At 73.2% G+C, this 19,961-nt stretch carries 14 protein-coding genes; 6 read left to right on the top strand and 8 right to left on the bottom strand.

The genetic code is table 11. The annotated features are described in order from the left end of the window. Nucleotides 1–234: 234 nt before the first annotated feature. Complete coding sequence (locus tag N4G66_RS00570) at nucleotides 235–2,304, bottom strand: HelD family protein (RefSeq protein ID WP_261701861.1); 2,070 nt, start codon at nucleotides 2,302–2,304, stop codon at nucleotides 235–237. Between the two features lie 392 nt (nucleotides 2,305–2,696). On the opposite strand from N4G66_RS00570, the gene N4G66_RS00565 reads away from it, so the two are divergent. Then, the gene (locus tag N4G66_RS00565; RefSeq protein WP_261701860.1) at nucleotides 2,697–2,891 is read left to right on the top strand and encodes a hypothetical protein; all 195 of its coding nucleotides are present in this window, start codon (nucleotides 2,697–2,699) and stop codon (nucleotides 2,889–2,891) included. A 777-nt stretch (nucleotides 2,892–3,668) separates the two neighbouring features. Here the strand turns inward: N4G66_RS00565 and N4G66_RS00560 are convergent. Then, nucleotides 3,669–5,315 carry a DNA repair helicase XPB gene (locus N4G66_RS00560; RefSeq protein ID WP_261701859.1) on the bottom strand — a complete coding sequence of 549 codons (1,647 nt, stop codon included), beginning with the start codon at nucleotides 5,313–5,315 and terminating at the stop codon, nucleotides 3,669–3,671. A 75-nt stretch (nucleotides 5,316–5,390) separates the two neighbouring features. Beyond that, nucleotides 5,391–7,934 (bottom strand): helicase C-terminal domain-containing protein, encoded by a 2,544-nt coding sequence (locus N4G66_RS00555; protein WP_261701858.1) that lies wholly within the window; start codon nucleotides 7,932–7,934, stop codon nucleotides 5,391–5,393. A gap of 195 nt (nucleotides 7,935–8,129) precedes the next feature. On the opposite strand from N4G66_RS00555, the gene N4G66_RS00550 reads away from it, so the two are divergent. Then, nucleotides 8,130–9,146 carry a hypothetical protein gene (locus N4G66_RS00550; protein WP_261701857.1) on the top strand — a complete coding sequence of 339 codons (1,017 nt, stop codon included), beginning with the start codon at nucleotides 8,130–8,132 and terminating at the stop codon, nucleotides 9,144–9,146. A 111-nt stretch (nucleotides 9,147–9,257) separates the two neighbouring features. Then, nucleotides 9,258–9,878 carry an HAD family hydrolase gene (locus N4G66_RS00545; protein WP_391858728.1) on the top strand — a complete coding sequence of 207 codons (621 nt, stop codon included), beginning with the start codon at nucleotides 9,258–9,260 and terminating at the stop codon, nucleotides 9,876–9,878. A gap of 94 nt (nucleotides 9,879–9,972) precedes the next feature. On the opposite strand, the gene N4G66_RS00540 is transcribed toward N4G66_RS00545, so the two are convergent. Further along, the gene (locus tag N4G66_RS00540; RefSeq protein WP_261701855.1) at nucleotides 9,973–10,224 is read right to left on the bottom strand and encodes a hypothetical protein; all 252 of its coding nucleotides are present in this window, start codon (nucleotides 10,222–10,224) and stop codon (nucleotides 9,973–9,975) included. 197 nt (nucleotides 10,225–10,421) lie between these two features. Here N4G66_RS00540 and N4G66_RS45590 point away from each other — a divergent pair, with 197 nt between their 5' ends. Beyond that, the gene (locus tag N4G66_RS45590) at nucleotides 10,422–10,805 is read left to right on the top strand and encodes a cold-shock protein (RefSeq protein ID WP_315903596.1); all 384 of its coding nucleotides are present in this window, start codon (nucleotides 10,422–10,424) and stop codon (nucleotides 10,803–10,805) included. Between the two features lie 61 nt (nucleotides 10,806–10,866). Here the strand turns inward: N4G66_RS45590 and N4G66_RS00530 are convergent, their stop codons facing one another. The 4 genes from N4G66_RS00530 to N4G66_RS00515 form a co-directional block, all read right to left on the bottom strand. Continuing rightward, complete coding sequence (locus N4G66_RS00530) at nucleotides 10,867–11,769, bottom strand: 1,4-dihydroxy-6-naphthoate synthase (protein WP_261701854.1); 903 nt, start codon at nucleotides 11,767–11,769, stop codon at nucleotides 10,867–10,869. Further along, nucleotides 11,753–12,451 (bottom strand): futalosine hydrolase, encoded by a 699-nt coding sequence (locus tag N4G66_RS00525; RefSeq protein ID WP_261701853.1) that lies wholly within the window; start codon nucleotides 12,449–12,451, stop codon nucleotides 11,753–11,755. The genes N4G66_RS00530 and N4G66_RS00525 overlap by 17 nt, the downstream gene beginning before the upstream one ends. A gap of 23 nt (nucleotides 12,452–12,474) precedes the next feature. Next, complete coding sequence (locus N4G66_RS00520) at nucleotides 12,475–12,981, bottom strand: DUF2771 domain-containing protein (RefSeq protein ID WP_261701852.1); 507 nt, start codon at nucleotides 12,979–12,981, stop codon at nucleotides 12,475–12,477. A gap of 75 nt (nucleotides 12,982–13,056) precedes the next feature. Beyond that, nucleotides 13,057–14,481, bottom strand: a complete 1,425-nt coding sequence (locus N4G66_RS00515) for an MFS transporter (protein ID WP_261701851.1) — start codon at nucleotides 14,479–14,481, stop codon at nucleotides 13,057–13,059. 585 nt (nucleotides 14,482–15,066) lie between these two features. On the opposite strand from N4G66_RS00515, the gene N4G66_RS00510 reads away from it, so the two are divergent. Further along, nucleotides 15,067–15,993: a DUF3027 domain-containing protein gene (locus N4G66_RS00510; RefSeq protein ID WP_261701850.1), complete on the top strand. Its 927-nt coding sequence runs from the start codon at nucleotides 15,067–15,069 to the stop codon at nucleotides 15,991–15,993. A 435-nt stretch (nucleotides 15,994–16,428) separates the two neighbouring features. Then, the gene (locus N4G66_RS00505; protein WP_261701849.1) at nucleotides 16,429–19,590 is read left to right on the top strand and encodes a sacsin N-terminal ATP-binding-like domain-containing protein; all 3,162 of its coding nucleotides are present in this window, start codon (nucleotides 16,429–16,431) and stop codon (nucleotides 19,588–19,590) included. Nucleotides 19,591–19,961 lie beyond the last annotated feature (371 nt).

Here is a 19,961-nt window from a genome sequence, read left to right as displayed (position 1 = left end):
CGCCGGATCGAGCCCCGTGAAACTCCGCGCCAGCTGTGGTGAGGCTTACGCTCTCCTGCTCCGCAGGACAACATCCGTGACACTCCATGCCGCAGCCATCAGATTCGCTTCACCACCGGACTGAAGGCCGATGCACTGTGAATGAATTCCGTTAGCGCCTCATGTAACGCGGTTCACGGCCCCCGGCATCCATGCCAGGGGCCGTCGGCGTCCGTGCCGGGTGCCGCCGCCCGGTCAGCCCAGTTCGGCCGGGAGCGGTGCCGCGTGGGTCACGACCAGACCCGAGACCGCACGGGTCAGCGCCACGTACAGGCGGCGCAGGCCGGTGCGCTCGTCCGGCTCGCCGTCGACGACGGCCCCCGGCTCGTCCAGGACCACGTAGTCGTACTCCAGGCCCTTGGCGAGCGAGGCCGGCACCAGGGTCAGCCGGGTCTCGGCCGTCGTCTCCTCGCCCGGACCGAGATACGTCCGCCCGGCCGCCGTCAGCGCCTCGGCGAGCACCGGGATCCGGGCGTCGGCGGCGATCAGCCCGACCGACCCCTCGTGACCCAGCAACTCCTCCACCGCGCCCAGGACTTCGGCGTCCGCCGCGCTCGGGCGCACCTCGAAGAAACCCGGGTTCTCCCGCACCGACGCGACCGGTGTGAGGCCGGGCGCGATGTACGGCAGCAGCCGGGACGCGTAGGTGATGACGTCCGTGGGGACGCGGAAACCCGCCGTCAGCTCCTCGACGACCGCGTCCCCCTTGCCCAGATGGCCGAGGGCCTCCTCCCAGCTCCGGGTCGCCCACGGGGTCGTCCCCTGCGCCAGGTCCCCGAGCACGGTCGCCGAACCCGTCGTGCAGCGCCGCCCCACCGCTCGGTACTGCATCGGCGACAGGTCCTGCGCCTCGTCGAGCACCACGTGCCCGAGGGAGTGCGTGCGCTGGACCAGGTCCGTGGTCTCGTCGATCAGCACGGCGTCGGCGGCCGACCACTTGGCGGCCTTCACGCTGCGCACCGGCTTCGCCCAGAGGATCTCCTTCTGCTCGCCCTCGTCGAACAGCCCCTCCGCGTGCGCGGCGAGGAACTCCGCGTCGGTCAGCAGCCGGAGCACGAGTTTCGCGGGGTCGACGGGCGGCCAGATCGCCTTGACGGCGGCCTTCACGGCGGCGTTGCGGGCCACGGCGTCCTGCACCCGGTCGTCCGGCGCCTCGCCCGAGCGCTCCATCTGGACCAGCACGGCGTGCGCGATCCGCTGCGGAAGGGCCTGGTGGGCGGCGCCGTACCGGATGTCGCGTTCGAGCAACTCGCGCACGATCTCCTCCAGTTCGTACGCCGGGACGCGCCAGCGCCGTGATCCTCTGACCACCACCACGGGCTCGGTCGGGATGGTCACGTGCGAGCGGACGGCCCGGCGCAGCACCTGGGCCATCCGGGCGTCGCCCTTGAGCACGGCCGCCACCGAGTCGTCGCTGCCGCGCACCTCGACATGCGCGACCAGATCGTCGACGGTCGCCTGCCTGACCTCCAACTCGCCCAGGGCGGGCAGGACTTGCTCGATGTAGTGCAGGAAGGACTTGTTCGGCCCGATGACCAGGGTGCCGGTGCGGGCGAGCCGCTCCCGGTGCGCGTAGAGCAGATACGCGACCCGGTGCAGGCCGACGGCGGTCTTCCCGGTGCCGGGGCCTCCCTGCACACAGACCGAACCGGACAGCCCGGACCGTACGATCTCGTCCTGCTCCGGCTGGATGGTCGCCACGATGTCGCGCATCGGACCGACGCGCGGGCGCTCGATCTCCTGCTGGAGCAGTTTGCTGGTGGCCGCGGCCTCGGCCGGGTCGGAGAGGTGCTCGTCCTCGTACGCCGTGAGGTCGCCGCCGGTGTAGCCGAAGCGGCGGCGCAGGCCGACGTCCATCGGGTCCTTCTTCGAGGCCCGGTAGAACGGCTGGGACACCGGCGCGCGCCAGTCGATGACCATCGGGTCGCCGCCGGCGTCGTGGACGTGCCGGCGACCGATGTAGAACCGCTCGCCCTCGGCGCCCTCGGCCAGGTCGGAGCCGGGAGCGTGCAGGTAGTCGAGCCGTCCGAAGAACAGCGGGGTGTGGCTGAGGTCGGCGAGGGCCTTGATGCGCTCGCCGATCTGCCGGTGCAGTACCTCGGCGTTCACCCAGTTCGCGGTGACATCGCGGATGTCGAGGTTCTCCGCGTCCTCGCGCATCGCGCGGAGCGCCGAACGGGAGTGGGCGAGGTGGGCGCGCTCGCGGGACAGGGGATCGTCGGACTCGGACGGGGCGCCGGACGGACCGTCGGACAGGGTGGACACGGGGAATTGCCTCCGGGGAAACCTGCTGCGGAAGTGCTTCGGGAGTGCTTCAGGAGTGATGCAGATCGTGGATCTCTGCGGATTTCGTTGGGAATCTGTCCGGAATCCGTGCGGAATCCGGTGTGATTCCAGGTGCCGTCCGGTTTCCGTCCGGGCGGCGGCACTCCGTGAAGGGAGGCGGGCAAGAGCGAAGATTCTAGGCCAGGGATGGATGCCGGGGCCAATGGTTTTCCCGGTACCTGACCGGCCTGTCAGGGTCGGGACCCGGGAACCCTAGGGGGCGGTGTCCGTCGTGAGGCGTAGGCAGGGTGGCCCGGAGCCGTACCAGGGGGTGGGCGAGGTTCGGTCCGAAGACCGACGCCATTCGGAGCAACGGTGCGCACCATGGAGATATGAGTGCAGCCACTTTCACCCAAGGTCCTGCCCATCCCGGGCCTGTCGCGCGCGGCGCGACGGCCGTCACCTCCGTCAACCACCGTCATCTCCTCGGCGACGCCGTGCGCGCCGTCAAGGTGTTCGCACGCGCGGCCCTCGGGGTCGTCCTGCTCGGCGAATACGGCGAAGAAGCAGGCGTCCGCCGCCGCTGACGCGTACGCCCGCTCCTTTTCCCCGGGTGCCCGGCACCCGGGGATACGCGGCCCCGGACGTCCACGCCTCGCGCCGATGTCCTCCAGGCCCCTTGCGGGAGCCCGGCCCACCGCTGGGCCGCACCCCGCCGTACCGGGGACCGGTCCGCGTGTTTCGGATCGCGCGCTGGTTGAGCTGGTCGGCCGCGGGCTCGTCCGGCGCCGACGGGCCGCACTTTGCCGCACGCCGGTGACCGTTTCGTGCTTCGCATCGATGCCTCGCGTGCCTTCGGGGCCCCTGCGGCCGCGTGTCTGGGCCGTAGGCCGTCCGGCGCGGCTGAACCGTACTCCCGCCGTGGGCCGGTGACCGTTTCGTGCTTCGCGCCGATGCCCCGCAGGCCCCCTCGGGGCAGCCTCCAGGGCTTCGCGCCGGTGGGCCGCAGGCCGGGCCCGCGCCGGTGCTGGTGCTGGTGCTGGTGAGCAGCGTTTCCGCGTACGCAGTCGGCCCGTCCCGCGCTCGCGACGGTGGCCGCAGGCGCGTCCAGCGCGGCTGGGCCGCACCCCGGCCGGTACCCCGGTGCCTTCCCCCGGGGCCTCGCGTCGGTGCCCCGCAGGCCCGCCCAGCGCCGCTGGGCGGGCATCCCCGCAGAACGCCGGCGCCCGTGCCTCCGCCTCCCGGCGGGAACCGTCCGGGCGCGGCGGACCGTACGCCGAGAGCACACAGGCGGGGTCGGCGCCGCAGGCTCACTGCCGCGGCGTGCCGCGCGGGGCCAGTGGGCCGGCCACCCGCCGGGGGGGCTATTCCGTGTCGGTCAGGAGTTCGTCGGCGTCCATGATCCGGTAGGCGTAGCCCTGTTCCGCCAGGAAGCGCTGGCGGTGGGCGGCGAAGTCCTGGTCGATCGTGTCGCGGGCGACCACGGAGTAGAAGTGGGCCTGGTGGCCGTCGGCCTTCGGGCGCAGGACGCGGCCAAGACGCTGGGCCTCCTCCTGGCGGGAGCCGAAGGTGCCCGAGACCTGGATGGCCACCGTGGCCTCCGGCAGGTCGATGGAGAAGTTGGCGACCTTCGACACGACGAGCACGCTGATCTCGCCCTGCCGGAAGGCGTCGAACAGCTTCTCCCGCTGGGCGTTGCTGGTCTCGCCCTTGATCACGGGCGCGTTCAGATGCTCGCCCAGCTCGTCGAGCTGGTCGATGTACTGGCCGATCACGAGGATCTGCTGACCCGCGAACCTGCGGACCAGCGCCTCGGTCACCTTCCGCTTGGTCGCCGTCGTGGCGCAGAAGCGGTACTTCTCCTCGGCCTCGGCGGTGGCGTACGCGATCCGCTCGGAGTCGGTGAGGTTCACCCGCACCTCGACACAGTCGGCCGGCGCGATGTAACCCTGCGCCTCGATCTCCTTCCAGGGCGCATCGAACCGCTTGGGCCCGATGAGCGAGAAGACGTCCGACTCGCGCCCGTCCTCCCGTACCAGCGTGGCGGTCAGCCCCAGCCGGCGCCGGGCCTGCAGGTCGGCGGTGAACTTGAAGACGGGAGCGGGCAGCAGATGGACCTCGTCGTAGAGGATGAGGCCCCAGTCGCGGGAGTCGAAGAGTTCGAGGTGCGGGTAGACGCCCTTCCGCCGGGTCGTCAGCACCTGGTAGGTGGCGATGGTGACCGGGCGGATCTCCTTGCGCGTGCCGCTGTACTCGCCGATCTCCTCCTCGGTCAGCGAGGTCCGCTTCACCAGCTCGTGCTTCCACTGCCGGGCGGAGACGGTGTTGGTGACGAGGATGAGGGTGGTCGCCTTGGCCTGCGCCATGGCACCGGCCCCGACGAGCGTCTTGCCCGCGCCACAGGGCAGCACGACCACACCGGACCCGCCGTGCCAGAAGTTCTCCACGGCCTGCCGCTGGTAGGGCCGCAGTGCCCAGCCGTTCTCGTCGAGCTCGATGGCGTGCGCCTCGCCGTCGACGTACCCGGCGAGGTCCTCGGCCGGCCAGCCCAGCTTCAGCAGGGTCTGCTTGATCTGACCGCGCTCGGAGGGGTGCACGAGCACGGTGTCGGGGTCGATCCGGTTGCCGACGAGCGGCGCGACCCGCTTGGAGCGCAGCACCTCTTCGAGGACGGGCCGGTCGGTGGTGGTGAGGACGAGTCCGTGGGCCGGATGCTTGCTCAGCGTGAGCCGGCCGTAGCGGTCCATCGTCTCGGCGATGTCCACGAGCAGCGCGTGCGGGACCGGATAGCGGCTGAACTCCACCAGCGCGTCCACGACCTGCTCGGCGTCGTGCCCGGCGGCCCGCGCGTTCCACAGGCCGAGCGGCGTCACCCGGTAGGTGTGGATGTGCTCGGGCGCCCGCTCCAGCTCGGCGAAGGGGGCGATGACCCGACGGCAGGCGTCGGCCAGCTCATGATCGACTTCGAGCAGAAGCGTTTTGTCGGACTGGACGATGAGCGGTCCGTTCACACGCGTCCCTTTCTGCGTGGCGGCACCCGGCGCGGATGCTCGGCCAAACGTCCAGTGTGCCCTACCGGCGGGTGATCACGACTGGTCGTCCGCCAGCTCCGCCACCCCCGTGACCCGGTGCAGCGGATAGGTGCGGACCTCGTCCGCCGTGTGGTCGTACGCCGTGACGAAGCCGCCCTCGACCCGGATGGGGGCGATGACGCGCTGACTGGCGGCGCCCTCGGCGTTGACGTAGCCGATCCACACCGCCTCGCCCGTCATGACGGCGGCCTGCATGGTCGCGAGGGTCTCGGCCGAGCTGGTGCGGGGCAGCCCGCCGTCGACGGGACGGCCGGCGGCCGGGTCCTCCTTGCGCGGGGCCGTGGAGGCGAGGTCCCCGGCCCGGATCGCGCGGACCGCGGCGCCGAGGAGGGTGGCGTCGGGGACCGGCGGGCCGTCCGGGACGGGCTCCGGGGCGGCGCGGGGCGGGGCGCGGTGGGCGTGCGCCCGGCTGATCAGGACGTCACCCTCCGCCGACTCGGCGGCCGGGGCGAAACCCATCGCCCTGAGGCCGGTGAGCAGGCCCGCCGGGTCGCTCTGCGCGGCCAGCACCGTCGGCGCGATCCGCCGCAGGCCGAACTCCTGCGAACGCTTGTCGGCGAGGATCTCGTTGAGCACCGCCTCGTCGTCGCAGCGGACGTACGCCGACGCCGCCCCGATCCGCAGATGGCCGTGCCGGCGCGCCATGTCGTCGATCAGATAGGCCAGCGGCTGCGGGACCGGCGTACGGGAGTGGGCGGCGAGGAAGGCGTGCAGGTCGGACGCCGAACGGCCCGCGTCGAGCGCCCGGCGCACCGAGCCCGGGGTGAAGCGGTAGACCGTGGCCCCGCCCTTGGACTCGACGTCCGCGAGCACCCCGAGGGTGTCGGCCAGCGGGCGTTCCAGGGGACCGGGCGCGACCGCCGTCAGGTCCGCCTGCAGCAGGACGTGGTCGAGCGGCTCGGGCAGCAGCGGGGCGAGGAGTCCCGCGGCTCGTGTCGCCGCCGCGGCCCGCTCGGCGGGGGAGTGCGGCACGGGGGCGGTCACGGGGTGGTGCCGCTTGTGGGCGGGCAGCTTGTCACCCGGTCCGGACGGCTCCGCCTCCTTGGTGTCCGCCGTCGCCGGCAGACCCAGCAGCGCCCGCCCCTGCGCGGACAGCGCGCCCCGGCCGGTCACCCCGAGCAGCTCGGACTCGGACAGCGTCCAGTGGGCCAGCCGGGCCCGCAGGTCGTCCGGTGCGGGGCGGGCACTGCGCGAGGGCCGTTCCCAGTACAACCGGGCGAGGAGGGAGTCCGTGGCGGGCGCGGCGCCCTCGGGAAGCTCGGCGAGGAGGGCGAGGACGCGGTGGCGGACCTCCGGCGCCGCGGAACGGTCGAGACCGGGGCCGAGCGCCGAGAGCGTACGGTCCTTCGCGTCCCGTCCGCCGACCAGACCAGCCGTGCGGGTCGCCGAGAGCCACGCCGAGGCGAGCCGCGCCCAGCGCTCCGCGGCGGGCAGCTCCAGCCACGCGTCGTAGGCAGGTGTGGCCGCGTAGCGTTCCTCCGTCTCGCCGTCCGACGCCAGCAGGCCCGCCGCGTAGGCGAGTTCCACCCAGAACGCGGCGACCGGCTCGGAGACATCGAGCGCCACCGCCGTCCGCTTCAGGTCCCGCACACTCAGCCCGCCCGCGCGCAGCACCGCGGGACCGCCCTCGTGCCAGTCCTTCAGCAGCTCCTCGACGGTCGCCAGCGTCGTGTACGCCTGGCCGGCCGCGGCGGCGTCCACAGCCTGTGGACGGCGTGTCGCCGAGACCTCGACCGGGGGCGCCAGCGGCTCCGTCACCCGGTGCGCGCGGCCCGCCCGCATATGCAGCGCGACCTCCCGGGGCAGTACGACCGTGCCCGGCCCCGTCGGCAGCAGCAGCCCCCGTCCGATCAGCCAGCGCAGATGCGCCGCGGGTTCGGCCGTCACCTGCCCGTACGGCGGCCCCCACACCAGCCGGGACAGCACCTCCACCGCCTCGGCGGGCGCCTCGTCGAGCAGCGCCGACATCCGGCTGCGGTCGCTGAACAGGGCGCTCAGCGACGCCACCGCGGACACGGAGTCATGGGTGGACGCCAACCCCGCCGCGGCCACGATCTCCTGGATGCGCCCCGGCGACATGCCCGCCGTGGCCTCGCCGACCGTCGGCCCGAGCCCTGTCGGGGACGGGTGCTGCGGCGACGGCGCGAGCAGCTCGCGTGCCGTCCGCATGAGCCGCAGGCGGTCGTCGCCACCCCAGAGGAGCGCCTGCTCGCGCAGCGTCCCGAGCGCGTGCGGGAAGGCGGCCGTGACCGTGGGGTCGTTGTCGTCGCCCGCCAGCAGCCCGAGCAGTTCGTCGTACGTCGCCGGTTCCCGCGCCACCGCCAGCGCCTCCGCCGTCTGGAGCGTGAAACGGTCCAGACGCTCCAGGGCACGGACGACCGACGCCCGGGTGCCCGCCCTGGTGGCCAGCTGGGTGAGATCCGTGGGGACGGGGGTGATCAGGTCCGGCCGGGACCGCAGGAGGGCGGACAGCGAGGCGTCGTCCCGCGCGCGGAGGGCTTCCGCCAGGGACCGCGGGGCGGTCGTCTCGGGGCTCATCCTGTCAACGGTAGCGGGTGGCACGCTCCCCGGGCCCGGCCCCCGACCCGTGGAACTCTCCCCGGCCGCGCGGCCGGGGCGGCCGGGGACGGTCGTACGGCTGCCCGAGCCCCGGGCGGGGCGCTCCCGCACACGGGAAAACCGGTACCTTCGTCACCGCGGGGTATTCAACGCACCGGCCCCGGAGGGGACTTCGTGGGGATCGAGAGCGACCAGCTGGTCTTCGACTATCTGAGCCGGGTCGGCGACCTGGCCCAGCAGCGGCAGTTGCCGTCGGCGACCCGGATGCGCCTGGTCTCGGAACTGCGGGGCGAGATCGACCGCCGCCGGGCGAAGACCACCGTCGACAGCCCCGCCGCCGTCCGCCGCATCCTCGACCGCCTCGGCACCCCCGACGAGATCGTCGCGGCGGCCGGACGGGGCACCGACAGCAGCGGTACCGGAGCCGGTACGCGGACCTGGGCCGCCGTGCCCGCCCAGCGCGCCGCCGCCAAGCCGGAGGAGCGTCCCAAGGGACTGCGCCGCGTCGTCCCCCGCCCCCGTCCCGCGCAGGAGCGGCCCGCCGAGAGCGCCGGGGCCGACGCGCCGTCCCCGCCCCACCTGGCGAGCGCGCACGAACTGGGCGACAGCGCGACCCGGCCCGACTGGTGGCGCGCGACCGACAGCCCTTTCGGGCTCGGCGACAGCGTGCCGGGGTTCGTCGGCGGTGTGGAGGTCCCCGACCTGCTCAGGCCGCCCCCGGGGGACAAGGACCGCGAAGCCGAGGAAGAGGCGGACCGGGCCAAGGAGACAACGGCACCGGCCACCGAGGGCGAGCCGGTGGCCGAGGGCACCGTCGCACGCCGCTTCCCGCGCCGCCGCCTCCCGCGGCTGAGCGGCTACACCAACCCGCTGCTCCTGCTCGCCGCCGCCCTCCTCGTCGCCGGCGCCGTCCTCGGCAACTGGTTCGCGCTCGGCCTCGGCTGGCTGATCGCCTACGGCTCGCGCCGGCTGACCCCCGCGGAGTCCAAGTGGGCCGTCCTCGTCCTGCCGGGCCTGTCCGCCACGGCCGGCATCGTCTGGCTCTGGGGCCGTACGAACGGCCGCTGGGGCACCCCCATCGCCGAGGGGCACATGAACGACGCGATGGCCCAGACCTGGCCCTGGGTCGTCCGCGCCGCGGCGGTCACCTCGGCCCTGTACCTGGTCTGGCGCTCCCAGCGCAACCGCTGACGTCCGGCGTATCTGCTGACGTCCGGCGCCTCCGCTGACGTCCGGCGCTCGCAACGGCCTGGACCGGCCTCCGGAAAATGCCTGGACCGTACACCTGGTGTCCTGGGCACAATGGCCCATATGACTTCCACCGCGCTGACTGTCGGCTTCGACCTCGACATGACCCTGATCGACTCCCGTCCCGGCATCCACGCCTGTTTCGAGGCGCTGTCGGCACGGACCGGGACGTACATCGACTCGGATCTCGTGGTCACCCGGCTCGGTCCGCCGCTGGACGAGGAGCTCGCCAACTGGTTCCCGGCCGGGGAGGTCCAGGCGATGGCCGACCTCTACCGCGGGATGTACCCCACGTACGCCATCACCGGCACGCTCGCGATGCCCGGCGCGCGCGAGGCCGTCGCGGCGGTGCGGGCGGCGGGCGGTCGCACGGTCGTCGTCACCGCGAAGTGGGAGCCCAACGCCAGGCTGCACCTGGACCACCTGGGCATCGACACGGACGAACTCGCCGGCAGCCTGTGGGCCGAGCAGAAGGCGGTGGCGCTGCGCGAGCACGGCGCGAGCGTCTACGTCGGCGACCACACCGGCGACGTCCGCGGCGCGCGCACGGCGCAGGCGTACGCCGTGGCCGTGGCGACCGGGCCGTGCGACGCCGAGGAACTGCGCGCGGCGGGCGCGGACGTCGTCCTCGGCGATCTCACGGAGTTCCCGGCATGGCTGGAGAACTACCGCTGAGGGCGCCGAGGGCACAGCGGAGCCGGCACCGGTCCGCCGGAACGGCCGCTGCCGGGAACGGATCGGGAACAGCCGTCGCCGGGAACAGCCGTCGTCAGGAACGGGCGGCGCGGGCCCGGCGGCGTCCCTGCGCGGCGGACTGGAGCACGCCCGCCGCGGCCAGCAGGAATCCGATGCCCATGAGCATGCTCAAGCCGAACATGTAGAGCGGAAAAGGTTTCGTACCGAGCAACAGCGGTGCCACGGTGACCAGTGTGGCCAACGCTCCGATGAAGAACACGATGGCACCGGCACGGATCAGCCGGTCACCGGCTTCGGGGGAATTCGCTTGGGTTTTGTCACGCACCCGACCAGGGTAGTTCCCTGCGCGAAGGAACAATCCAGCGACGTCTTGTCACGAGCCGACGGACCATTAGCCTTGGTACCGGCGGGTCGGCTGACCCGCTGTAGTGCTATCCAGAGGCGTTTTACGGGCAGTTGCCCCTGCAACCACCCGAGCCGTTCCCAGAGAAGTTTCCGACGAGTACGAGGACGAGGACAGACGTGCCCACCGGCAAAGTCAAGTGGTTCAACACTGAGAAGGGCTTCGGCTTTCTCTCCCGTGACGACGGCGGCGACGTCTTCGTCCATTCCTCGGTCCTGCCCGCCGGAGTAGAGGCCCTCAAGCCCGGCCAGCGTGTCGAGTTCGGTGTCGTCGCCGGTCAGCGCGGCGATCAGGCGCTCTCGGTGACCCTTCTGGAGCCGGCCCCCTCGGTCGCGGCCGCCCAGCGCCGCAAGCCGGACGAACTGGCCTCCATCGTCCAGGACCTGACGACCCTCCTCGAGAACATCACGCCTTCCCTGGAGAAGGGCCGCTACCCCGACAAGGCCTCCGGCAAGCAGATCGCGGGCCTGCTGCGCGCGGTCGCCGACCAGCTCGACGTCTGACCGTCCGTCAGCGGTCCCCGGCCGGGGACCGAGGGGAATTCGGAGAGGTCCGGGAGAGAAATCAGGGAAAGTCCAGCGCGTTCGGGCCGAGGGGTGGCACCAGTCCCTCGGCCGCCGCGCGCGTGAGCAGTCCGCGGACCGCCGCGTATCCGTCGTCGCCCAGATCGGCCGTGAACTCGTTGACGTACAGGCCGATGTGCTGGTCCGCGACGCTCGGGTCCATTTCCTGGGCGTGTTCCAGGACGTAGCCGCGGGAGGCCTCGGGATCGTCCCAGGCAGCGCGGACCGAGGTGCGGGCGGCGTCGGCGAGCGCCCGGAGCCGCTCCGCCCCCAGCGACCGCCTCGCGATGATCGCGCCCAGCGGGATCGGCAGCCCCGTGGTCCGCTCCCAGTACTCGCCCAGGTCGGCGAGCTTGTGCAGCCCGTAGTTGCGGTACGTGAAACGCGCCTCGTGGATGACGAGCCCCGCGTCGACCTTCCCGTCCCGCACGGCCGGCATGATCTCGTGGAACGGCATGACCACGATCTCGCCGACTCCGCCGGGAACCGTGTCCGCCGCCCACAGCCGGAACAGCAGATACGCCGTCGACCGCTCGCTCGGCACGGCGACGGTACGACCCGTCAGTCCCCCGGGCTCTCGGCTCGGCTCCAGCGGGGAGGTGCCCCCGGCGCCCGCTTCCCTCGTCAGTACGAGCGGACCGCAGCCCCGGCCCAGCGCGCCGCCGCACGGCAGCAGCGCGTAGCTGTCGAGGACGTACGGCAGCACGGCGTACGACACCTTCAGCACGTCGAACTCGCCGCGCTCGGCCATGCCGTTGGTGATGTCGATGTCCGCGAAGGTCACGTCCAGCGCGGGTGCGCCGGGGATTCGGCCGTGTGCCCAGGCGTCGAAGACGAAGGTGTCGTTGGGGCAGGGCGAATAGGCGATCCGCAGGGCTTCGGCGGATTCAGTGGGTGCGCTCATGTGGGTTCCAACTCTCCAGGACGGGCCCCAGCTTCCCGAAGGCCTCGGTGAGGGCCGCGAGGGCGTCGCCGATGCGCCACGCGGCGCGGTCACGCGGGCCGACGGGATTGGACACCGCGCGGATCTCCAGCACCGGTACGCCGTGCGCGCCGGCCGCCTCGGCGACCCCGAACCCCTCCATCGCCTCGGCGAGGGCCCGCGGATGCCGGGCGCGCAGTTCGGCGGCGCGGGCGGCGCTGCCGGTCACGGTCGACACCGTGAGCACCGTTCCGACGCTTCCACCGGTGGCGGCCGCGACCGCTCGTACGAGTGATTCCGGTGGCCGATGGCTGACGGTTCCGAAGCCGAGCTCGGTGACCGGGAGGAAGCCTTCCGGCGCCTGGGCGCCCAGGTCCGCCGCCACGATGTCGTCGGCGACCACGAGCGAACCCACGGGCGCGCCGGGCTGGAAGCCGCCGGCGATGCCCGCGCAGACGACGAGGCCGTAGGGCGCGCCGTCCAGGGCGGCGGCGGTCAACGCGGCGGAGACGGAGGCGGCGGCGAGGCCGGGGCCGACACCGGCGGCGAGCAGATCGTGCCCACCGAGCCGGTGGAGCGTCGCCCCCGGAAGCCGTATCTCGTGCGCCGTGCCGGACGACGCCGCGGCCACCGCTTCCCGCTCCGCGGAGACGGCGGTGGCCACGAGCACCTTCGGCCCGGCGGCGATCAGTTGTCCGAGTCCTTCTTGAACTTGAACGACCACAGGCCGGTGACGGTCTTGTCGCCCTCCTTGACGGAGACGAGCGTCGAGCTGCCGGTGGCGCCGTACTGCTGGTTGAAGAACACGCTGCCCGGAATGGTCAGGTACGTCTTCTTGGTGCTCTCGGGCAGGAGCTGCTGTCCGTTCATCAGGATCGTCCAGCCCTTGTCGGCGATCTTCGGGTCCACGCCGAACCGGACGGTCGCGTCGGGGTCGACGCCGATGGACTTGATGTCCTTGGACCGCAGGCAGCTCGTCAGGTCCGCGGTCTTCACGGCGTTGCCGTCGTTGTAGCAGTCGGCCTCGGAGCTCACCGAGTGGTCGCCGACCGTGACGGTGGCCATCGGTGTCGGCTTGTCACAGGCGGACAGGGCGAGGAGTCCGGCGGAAACGGCGCCGACCGTGGCGACGGCGCGGCGACGGCGCGCAGCGCGTTGTCCATTAGCGGCTCTGCCGCGGGGCAGGGAGGTCATGGCCGAAGGTTATCGGGCGCGCCCACCCGTGCCCCCACGTGGGGTGCGGCGTGCCGTGTGTGGCCCCCGCGCGGCTCAGGAGACGCGCTGCCGGACCGATCCGCCGCGCCGTGCCGCGGAGAGCAGTCCCCGCACGGTCGTCAGCCACCCGACGGCGACGATCCCGGCGGCCACGGCGAGGCCGAGCGAGCCGTTGAGCGGCATCGCGATGCCGATGGCTCCACCGAGGACCCAGGCCATCTGGAGCAGCGTCTCGGAGCGGGCGAAGGCCGAACTCCGGACGAGTTCGGGGACGTCGCGCTGGATCAGCGCGTCCAGGGACAGCTTGGCGAGCGCCTGCGCGAACCCGGCGACCGCGGCGAGACAGGCCACGAACAGAGTGCCGTAGAAGAGCGCCGCCGCGATCGCGACGGCCAGCACGAACGCCACCACTGTCACGATGATGATCTCCGGAGCGCGCTGTTTCAGCCAAGCTCCGACGGCCGTGCCGAGCGCGTTGCCCACGCCCGCCGAGACGACCACCAGGCCCAGCGAGACCGCCGCGCTCTTGCCGCTGAGCGGCTGCTGGCGCAGCAGGAAGGCGAGGAAGAAGATCAGGAAGCCGGACAGGCAGCGCAGCGAGGCGTTGGCCCCGAGCGCGTGGGTGACGGCCGTCCCCACCGTCCGCAGTCCGGGGCGCGGGGGTTTCTTCAGATGCGGGCCGTGCAGATGCTCCGGGTCGGCGGCGAGCAGCGCCTTGTCCTCGCCCTTGGCCGAGTCGACCTTGGGCGGCAGCGAGAACGACAGGAACGTGCCCGCGATGAAGATCACGAAGGCGCCGTAGAGCGGATAGCGCGCCCCCAGCGACTGGAGCACGGCGGCGATCGGCCCGGCCACACCGGTGGCCAGGAGCCCGCCCAGAGTGACCCGGGAGTTGGCCTTGACCAGGGAGAACGTGGGTGGCAGGAGCCGGGGGACGACGGCGCTGCGCACCACGCCGTACGCCTTGGAGGCGACCAGTACGCCGAGCGCGGCGGGATACAGCTCGAAGGTTCCGCTGACGACGGCCCCCGCCAGCATCAGCGCCAGCATCGCCCGCGCGAGCATCGAGCCCGCCATCGCGGCCCGCCGGCCGTGCGGCAGACGGTCGAGCAGCGGGCCGATCACGGGGGCGAGGAGGGCGAAGGGCGCCATCGTGATGCCCAGGTAGAGGGCGACCCGGCCGCGGGCCTCGTCGGTCGGCACGGAGAAGAACACGGTGGACGCCAGTGCCACGGTGATCATGACGTCGCCCGCGCCGTTCACCGCGTGCAGTTCGATCAGTTTTCCGAGGCCCGACTCGCCCGCTCCGTGCGCGTGGGTCGCCTTGCGGATGCCGCGCGCCGTCCGGGTGACCGGGAAGTGCAGGGCACGTCCCACCGCACGGACGGACCCGGTCACCCGGCCCGATCCGCCGTTCCGATTGCTCCCCTTGGCGCCACCGATACCGGTTGCTCCCTGGGGCGACCTTGCGGATGCCACTCCGTCATAGTGCCCCGAGTTCGGGGTGCGTAGTGCGGTTACCGCGCGTATGGGGGCCGAGTGGGGGGCGTGTGAGGACGATCGGGGGCCCCGGCCGGCCCCCTTTTCGGCGGTGCGATCCGGGTCGGCCCCTGGCGTGCACTTTCTCGGCGAACGAGATGGGCCGGCCCTGGACGACCCGGGGCGGAGGACTTTTCGGCGGAGCGAGACGGGTCGGGTTCGGGGTGGAGGACTTTTCGGCGGAGTGAGACGGGGTGTGGGTGGGAAACTTTCGGCGCGGAGCGCCGGGGATATCGCCGCGGAGCGGCGGGGGAACGGCCCGCGGAGCGGCAAAGATCCCGGCGCGGAGAGCCGAAGACGCCCGCCGGTGTGGGCCCAGGGGCCAGGAGAAGGTAGCGTGCGTAACGCGCCTGCGGCGATTGTTCTCGGCCGCGCGCCTCTCGGTCATCCCGCAGAATGGATGGCGTAGGTGCGCCCGAGTGCGATCGGGCGCGGACGTCGACGCGGCCCACCGGTCCGCTCCGTCCGCACCCCCGCCGGAGGAATGGCGCACCCGTGAGACGGCGTAGGAGAGAAGCGATACCTGTGAGCGCAGCGACAACGCGAAGCCGCACCCCGGACCGTCTGTGCGCCGAGGCGGTCGACCTCGCCCGCGCGGCAGCAGAGGAAGCCGCCCACCCGGGCATCGTCGGCGAGCACCTCGGGCTGGTCTCCGAGGGGGACCGCGTTGTCACGCACTACTTCGAGTGCAAGGAACCCGGGTACCGCGGCTGGCGCTGGGCGTCGACCGTGGCCCGCGCCTCCCGGGCGAAGAACGTCACCCTCGACGAGACGGTGCTGCTGCCCGGCACGGACGCGCTGCTGGCCCCGGAGTGGGTGCCGTGGAGCGAGCGGCTGCGCCCGGGCGACATGGGTCCCGGGGACCTGCTGCCCACGGACGCCGAGGATCTCCGGCTGGAGCCGGGCTACTCCGGCGAGGACGAGCCCGCGCCGAACTCCGCGGTCTCCGAGGACATGGCCGAGCTGGTGGAGGCGGAGGACGCGGAGTTGACCGCGGGTACGCCCGCGAACCTGCCGATGGCCCCGCGCCGGGGCTCGATCGCCGCCGTGGCCGAGGAACTGGGGCTCCGCCGGGCCCGGGTGCTCTCCCGGTACGGGCTGCATGTCGCGGCCGACCGCTGGGAGGAGTCGTACGGACCCAAGACGGTGATGGCGCAGGCAGCGCCCGCGTCGTGCGTCAGCTGTGGCTTCCTGAATCGCATCGGGGGCTCGCTCGGACAGGCGTTCGGTGTCTGTGCGAATGAGTTCTCGCCGGCGGACGGGCGTGTGGTGTCCCTCGCGTACGGGTGTGGTGGGCACTCCGAGGCCGCGGTCATGCCGAAGCCTCCGCGGCCGCCGCTTCCGGTGATCGACGAGACCCAGGTGGATCCGTTCCCGCTGCGTCCGTCCCCCGACTCGGGCTCCGTACCCGCGACCGCCGACGAGTCCACGGCGGAGCTCGGCCACTCGTAGCCCCCGAGGCGGCGGCCGTCCCTGCCTGGCGGCCTCCCCGCCCTGGGGCTTACCTCTCCCGGGGGCACCCGTCTCACCTCGCCTCGGCACAGCCACAAGCTTCTTTCGCCCCCGCCGCCCCTGCCCTCCCCCAAGGTCTCGGCTTCGCTCGGCCAGGGGGACCCCCATCACCCCTGGGGCTCCGCCCCGGACCCCGCTCCTCAAACGCCGGAGGGGCTGAATCCTGCCCCCGTGGCCTAAGGGGGCGGGGCGGGGCCGTAGGACCGTGAGCGGTTGCAGCTCAGCCGCGATGCACCCGCAGGGGTCTTCCGGCGGAGGGGGCCACGCACTCACCGCGGCCGGCGGCGGCGGAAGCCGGGGAGAGCGCGCGGTACCTTCATGCCGCGACCCGGCGCAGCATTCGCGGTCGCGCCAGGCGAGAGGGAGAGTGAACCCGTGAGTAAGTTCGTGCGGCCGGCTGCCGAGGGTGCGGACCCGTTCGGCACGGCGCGCCTGCGCCGCGGTGTACTGGACGCCTGGGCGACCAGCCCGGCCCGGTTCCGTGAGGACGCCAACGCCGAGGAGGACCTCGTCCTCGGCGGCTACCGCGACCGGCTCGTCGTGGAGCTCGCCCAGAACGCCGCCGACGCGTCGGCCCGCGCCGGTATCCCGGGCCGTCTGCGCCTCACCCTCCGCGACGGCGTCCTGGTGGCCGCCAACACCGGCGCCCCCCTCGACGCGGCCGGCGTCGAGTCGCTCGCCACCCTCCGCGCCTCCGCGAAGCGGGACGCGGCCGACACGGCCGTGGGCCGTTTCGGTGTCGGCTTCGCCGCGGTCCTCGCCGTCACCGACGAGCCCGCCGTCGTCGGGCGCCAGGGCGGCGTCCGCTGGGCGCTCGCCGAGGCACGCGATCTGGCCGCCGGTACCGCCGGGAACAGTCCCGGCCTCGGTGACGAGATCCGCCGCCGGGACGGCCATGTGCCCCTGCTGCGGCTGCCGTTCGCGGCCGAGGGCACCGCCCCGGACCCGTACGACACCGCCGTGATCCTGCCGCTGCGCGACACCGCGGCCGAGGATCTCGCCGAGCGCCTCCTGCGGAACATCGACGACGCCCTCCTGCTCGCCCTTCCGGGCCTGGAGGAAGTGGTCGTCGAGATCGGCGACGCGGAGGTCCGCACCCTGCGCCGCGGCAGCGCCGAGCACGGGGCCGTCATCGACGACTCCCGCGACGGCGCGACCCGCTACCGCACCGTCGACCGGCACGGCCCCCTCGACCCCGCCCTGCTCGCCGACCGTCCGGTCGAGGAGCGGCTGCGTCCGCACTGGTCCGTGACCTGGGCCGTCCCGGTCGACGCCGAGGGAGCCCCGGCCCGCCCGCGGACCAGCCCCGTCGTGCACGCGCCGACGCCGAGCGACGAAGCCCTCGGCGTGCCCGCGCTCCTGATCGCCTCCCTCCCGCTCGACACCACCCGGCGGCACGCCGCCCCCGGCCCGCTGACCGACTTCCTGGTGGAGCGCGCGGCGGACGCCTACGCCGAACTCCTCGCCTCCTGGCGGCCGGTGGACACCGGGATCATCGACCTGGTGCCCGGTCCGCTCGGCAAGGGCGAGCTGGACGGCGCGCTGCGCCAGGCGATCCTGGACCGGCTGCCGCGCACCGCGTTCCTGCCGCCCGCGGCCCTGCCGGACCGGATGCCGGCCGCAGACACCCCGGACGACTGGCCCGAGAGCAGCCCCGCCGAGAATCCCACCACGCTGCGGCCGCGCGACGCCGAGGTGGTGGAGGGTGCGGGCGCCGAGACCGTCCGGGTGCTCGCCGAGGTGCTGCCCAGCCTGCTGCCCGCCGGGCTGGAGCGGCGGGTGGAACTGCGCACGCTGGGCGTCGCCCGGGTTCCGCTCACCGAGGCCGTGGACCGGCTGGCCGGTCTGGAGAAGGACCCGGGCTGGTGGCACCGCCTGTACGACAGCCTGGCCGGGGTCGACCCGGACCGGCTGTCCGGACTGCCGGTGCCGCTGGCCGACGGCCGTACGACCATCGGGCCCCGCCAGATCCTGCTGCCCACCGCCGAGGGGACCCTGGTGGCCCCCGACACGCTCGCCCGCCTCGGCCTCAAGGTCGCGCACCCGGACGCCGCCCACCCGCTCCTGGAGAAACTGGGCGCTCTTCCGGCCTCGCCCCGCGCGGTGCTCACCACCCCGCAGGTGCGGGCCGCGGTGGCCGCCTCGCTCGACGACGAGGGCGGGGCGTGGGACGAGGACACCCCGGACGCGGAGGAGCTCGCGGACACCGTCCTCGCGCTGGTCCGTGACGCCGCCCTCGAACCCGGCGACGAGCCCTGGCTCGGCGCTCTCGCCCTGCCGGACGACGAGGGGGAGCTCGTGCCCGCCGGTGAACTCGTGCTGCCCGGCAGCCCGTTCGCCCGGATCATGCGCGAGGACGAACTCGCCTTCGTCGACTCCGAGTTGGCCGACCGCTGGGGTGAGCAGCCGCTCGCCGCCTGCGGCGTCCTCGCCGGCTTCGCCCTGGTGCGCGCCACCGACATCGTGCTCGATCCGGACGAACTGGAGCCGCGCGACGCGGACTTCGCCGAGCCCGACGACGCCGGTCTGCTGGACGCGGTGGACGTGTGGTGCGAGGACGTTCTGGACCGGCTGCCCGATTCGCCGGTGCCGCCCGTCGCGACCGAGATCGTCGCCGTACGGGATCTGGACCTGGTGGACGACGAGCGGTGGCCCGAGGCCCTCGCCCTGCTCGCCCAGCCGCCGCTGCGGGACGCGATCACCCAGCAGGTGCGCATCCTGCTGCCGGACGGCACGCACGAGATCGTCCGGCCCTACACGGCCTGGTGGCTGCGCGGGCATCCGGTGCTCGACGGGCGCCGCCCGGCCGGTCTGCGCGCGGCCGGCGGCGATCCGCTGCTGCGCGGCCTGTACGACGAGGCCGACGCGACCGGCTTCGACGACGAACAGGTGCTGCGGGCGCTCGGTGTCCGTACGTCCGTGGCCGCCCTGCTCGACGAGCCCGGCGGCGCCGCCGAACTGCTCGACCGGCTCGCCGACCCGGACCGCGAGGTCTTCGGAACCCAACTGCACGCCCTCTACGGCGCGTTGGCCGACCTCGACCCCGAGCGGGTGACGTTGCCGGACGAGCTGCGGGCCGTCGTGGACGGTGAGGTGCGGGTCGTGGACGCGGCCGACGCGATGGTCGTGGACTCACCGGATCTGCTGGCGTTCACCGACGGGGTGCCGCTGCTGCCGGTGCCGCCGTCACGGGCCGCCGAGCTCGCCGAGCTGTTCCAGGTGCGGCGGCTCAGCGAGTCCGTCACCGGCGAGGTGACCTCCGAGGGCACCGAGCACGACGTACCGGAGTCCGTACGGGTCCTGCTGGGCCCCGGGACCCCCGCCTCGTACGTCGAGCACGAGGAGCTCGTGGTCGACGGCACCGAACTCGACTGGCGCCGCACCCGGGACGGGGTGCTGCACGCCGCCACCGTGGAGGGCGTCGCCGCCGGCCTCGCCTGGTCGGCGGGCCAGTGGCCGCGCCGCTTCGAGGTCGCGGCGCTGCTGGAGGACCCGTCCCGCACCGAGGAACTGGCCCGGGACCGCTGGTTCGACTGATCACGCCGATCCGAGCGGCGCGAACCGCGAAGGCCAGGACCGGCATGCAGGTGACGCGGGCAACGCCGTGAGGAGCACTGCCCGGCCCCGGGAACGCCGGTGGCCGGGAGCGCTCGGTTCCGGGCTCACCCGGTCCCGGGAACACCCTGGGCCGGGCTCACCCTGGGCCGGGTGAGCCAGGGCTTCGGTAATGCCCGGACCGGGCGTTCCTCCGTGCTTCGTCATCGGCGAGCAATGCCCACCTAAAAACTGCGATTCCCACACCCCACCCGTACAACCAGTCGCACCTCTCACTAATCTCACCCATGAGTCAACAGACTCACTGATCACTTGGGTCCCGTGCTGACGACGAGCCGTGAGGAACGACCACC

Origin of the sequence: Streptomyces rhizosphaerihabitans (assembly GCF_025399795.1) — a bacterium.
GTDB classification, from domain to species: domain Bacteria; phylum Actinomycetota; class Actinomycetes; order Streptomycetales; family Streptomycetaceae; genus Streptomyces; species Streptomyces rhizosphaerihabitans.
The sequence above is the reverse complement of the archived record's forward strand: the minus strand, read 5'-3'. Positions and strand labels throughout refer to the sequence as shown.

What these genes read in the sequence shown, in the direction of transcription:
- N4G66_RS00545 (WP_391858728.1), top strand. Translation starts at nt 9,258, where the DNA reads ATGGCCCATATGACTTCCACCGCGCTGACTGTCGGCTTCGACCTCGAC.
- N4G66_RS00565 (WP_261701860.1), top strand. Translation starts at nt 2,697, where the DNA reads ATGAGTGCAGCCACTTTCACCCAAGGTCCTGCCCATCCCGGGCCTGTC.
- N4G66_RS00520 (WP_261701852.1), bottom strand. Translation starts at nt 12,981, where the DNA reads ATGACCTCCCTGCCCCGCGGCAGAGCCGCTAATGGACAACGCGCTGCG.
- N4G66_RS00530 (WP_261701854.1), bottom strand. Translation starts at nt 11,769, where the DNA reads ATGAGCGCACCCACTGAATCCGCCGAAGCCCTGCGGATCGCCTATTCG.
- N4G66_RS00555 (WP_261701858.1), bottom strand. Translation starts at nt 7,934, where the DNA reads ATGAGCCCCGAGACGACCGCCCCGCGGTCCCTGGCGGAAGCCCTCCGC.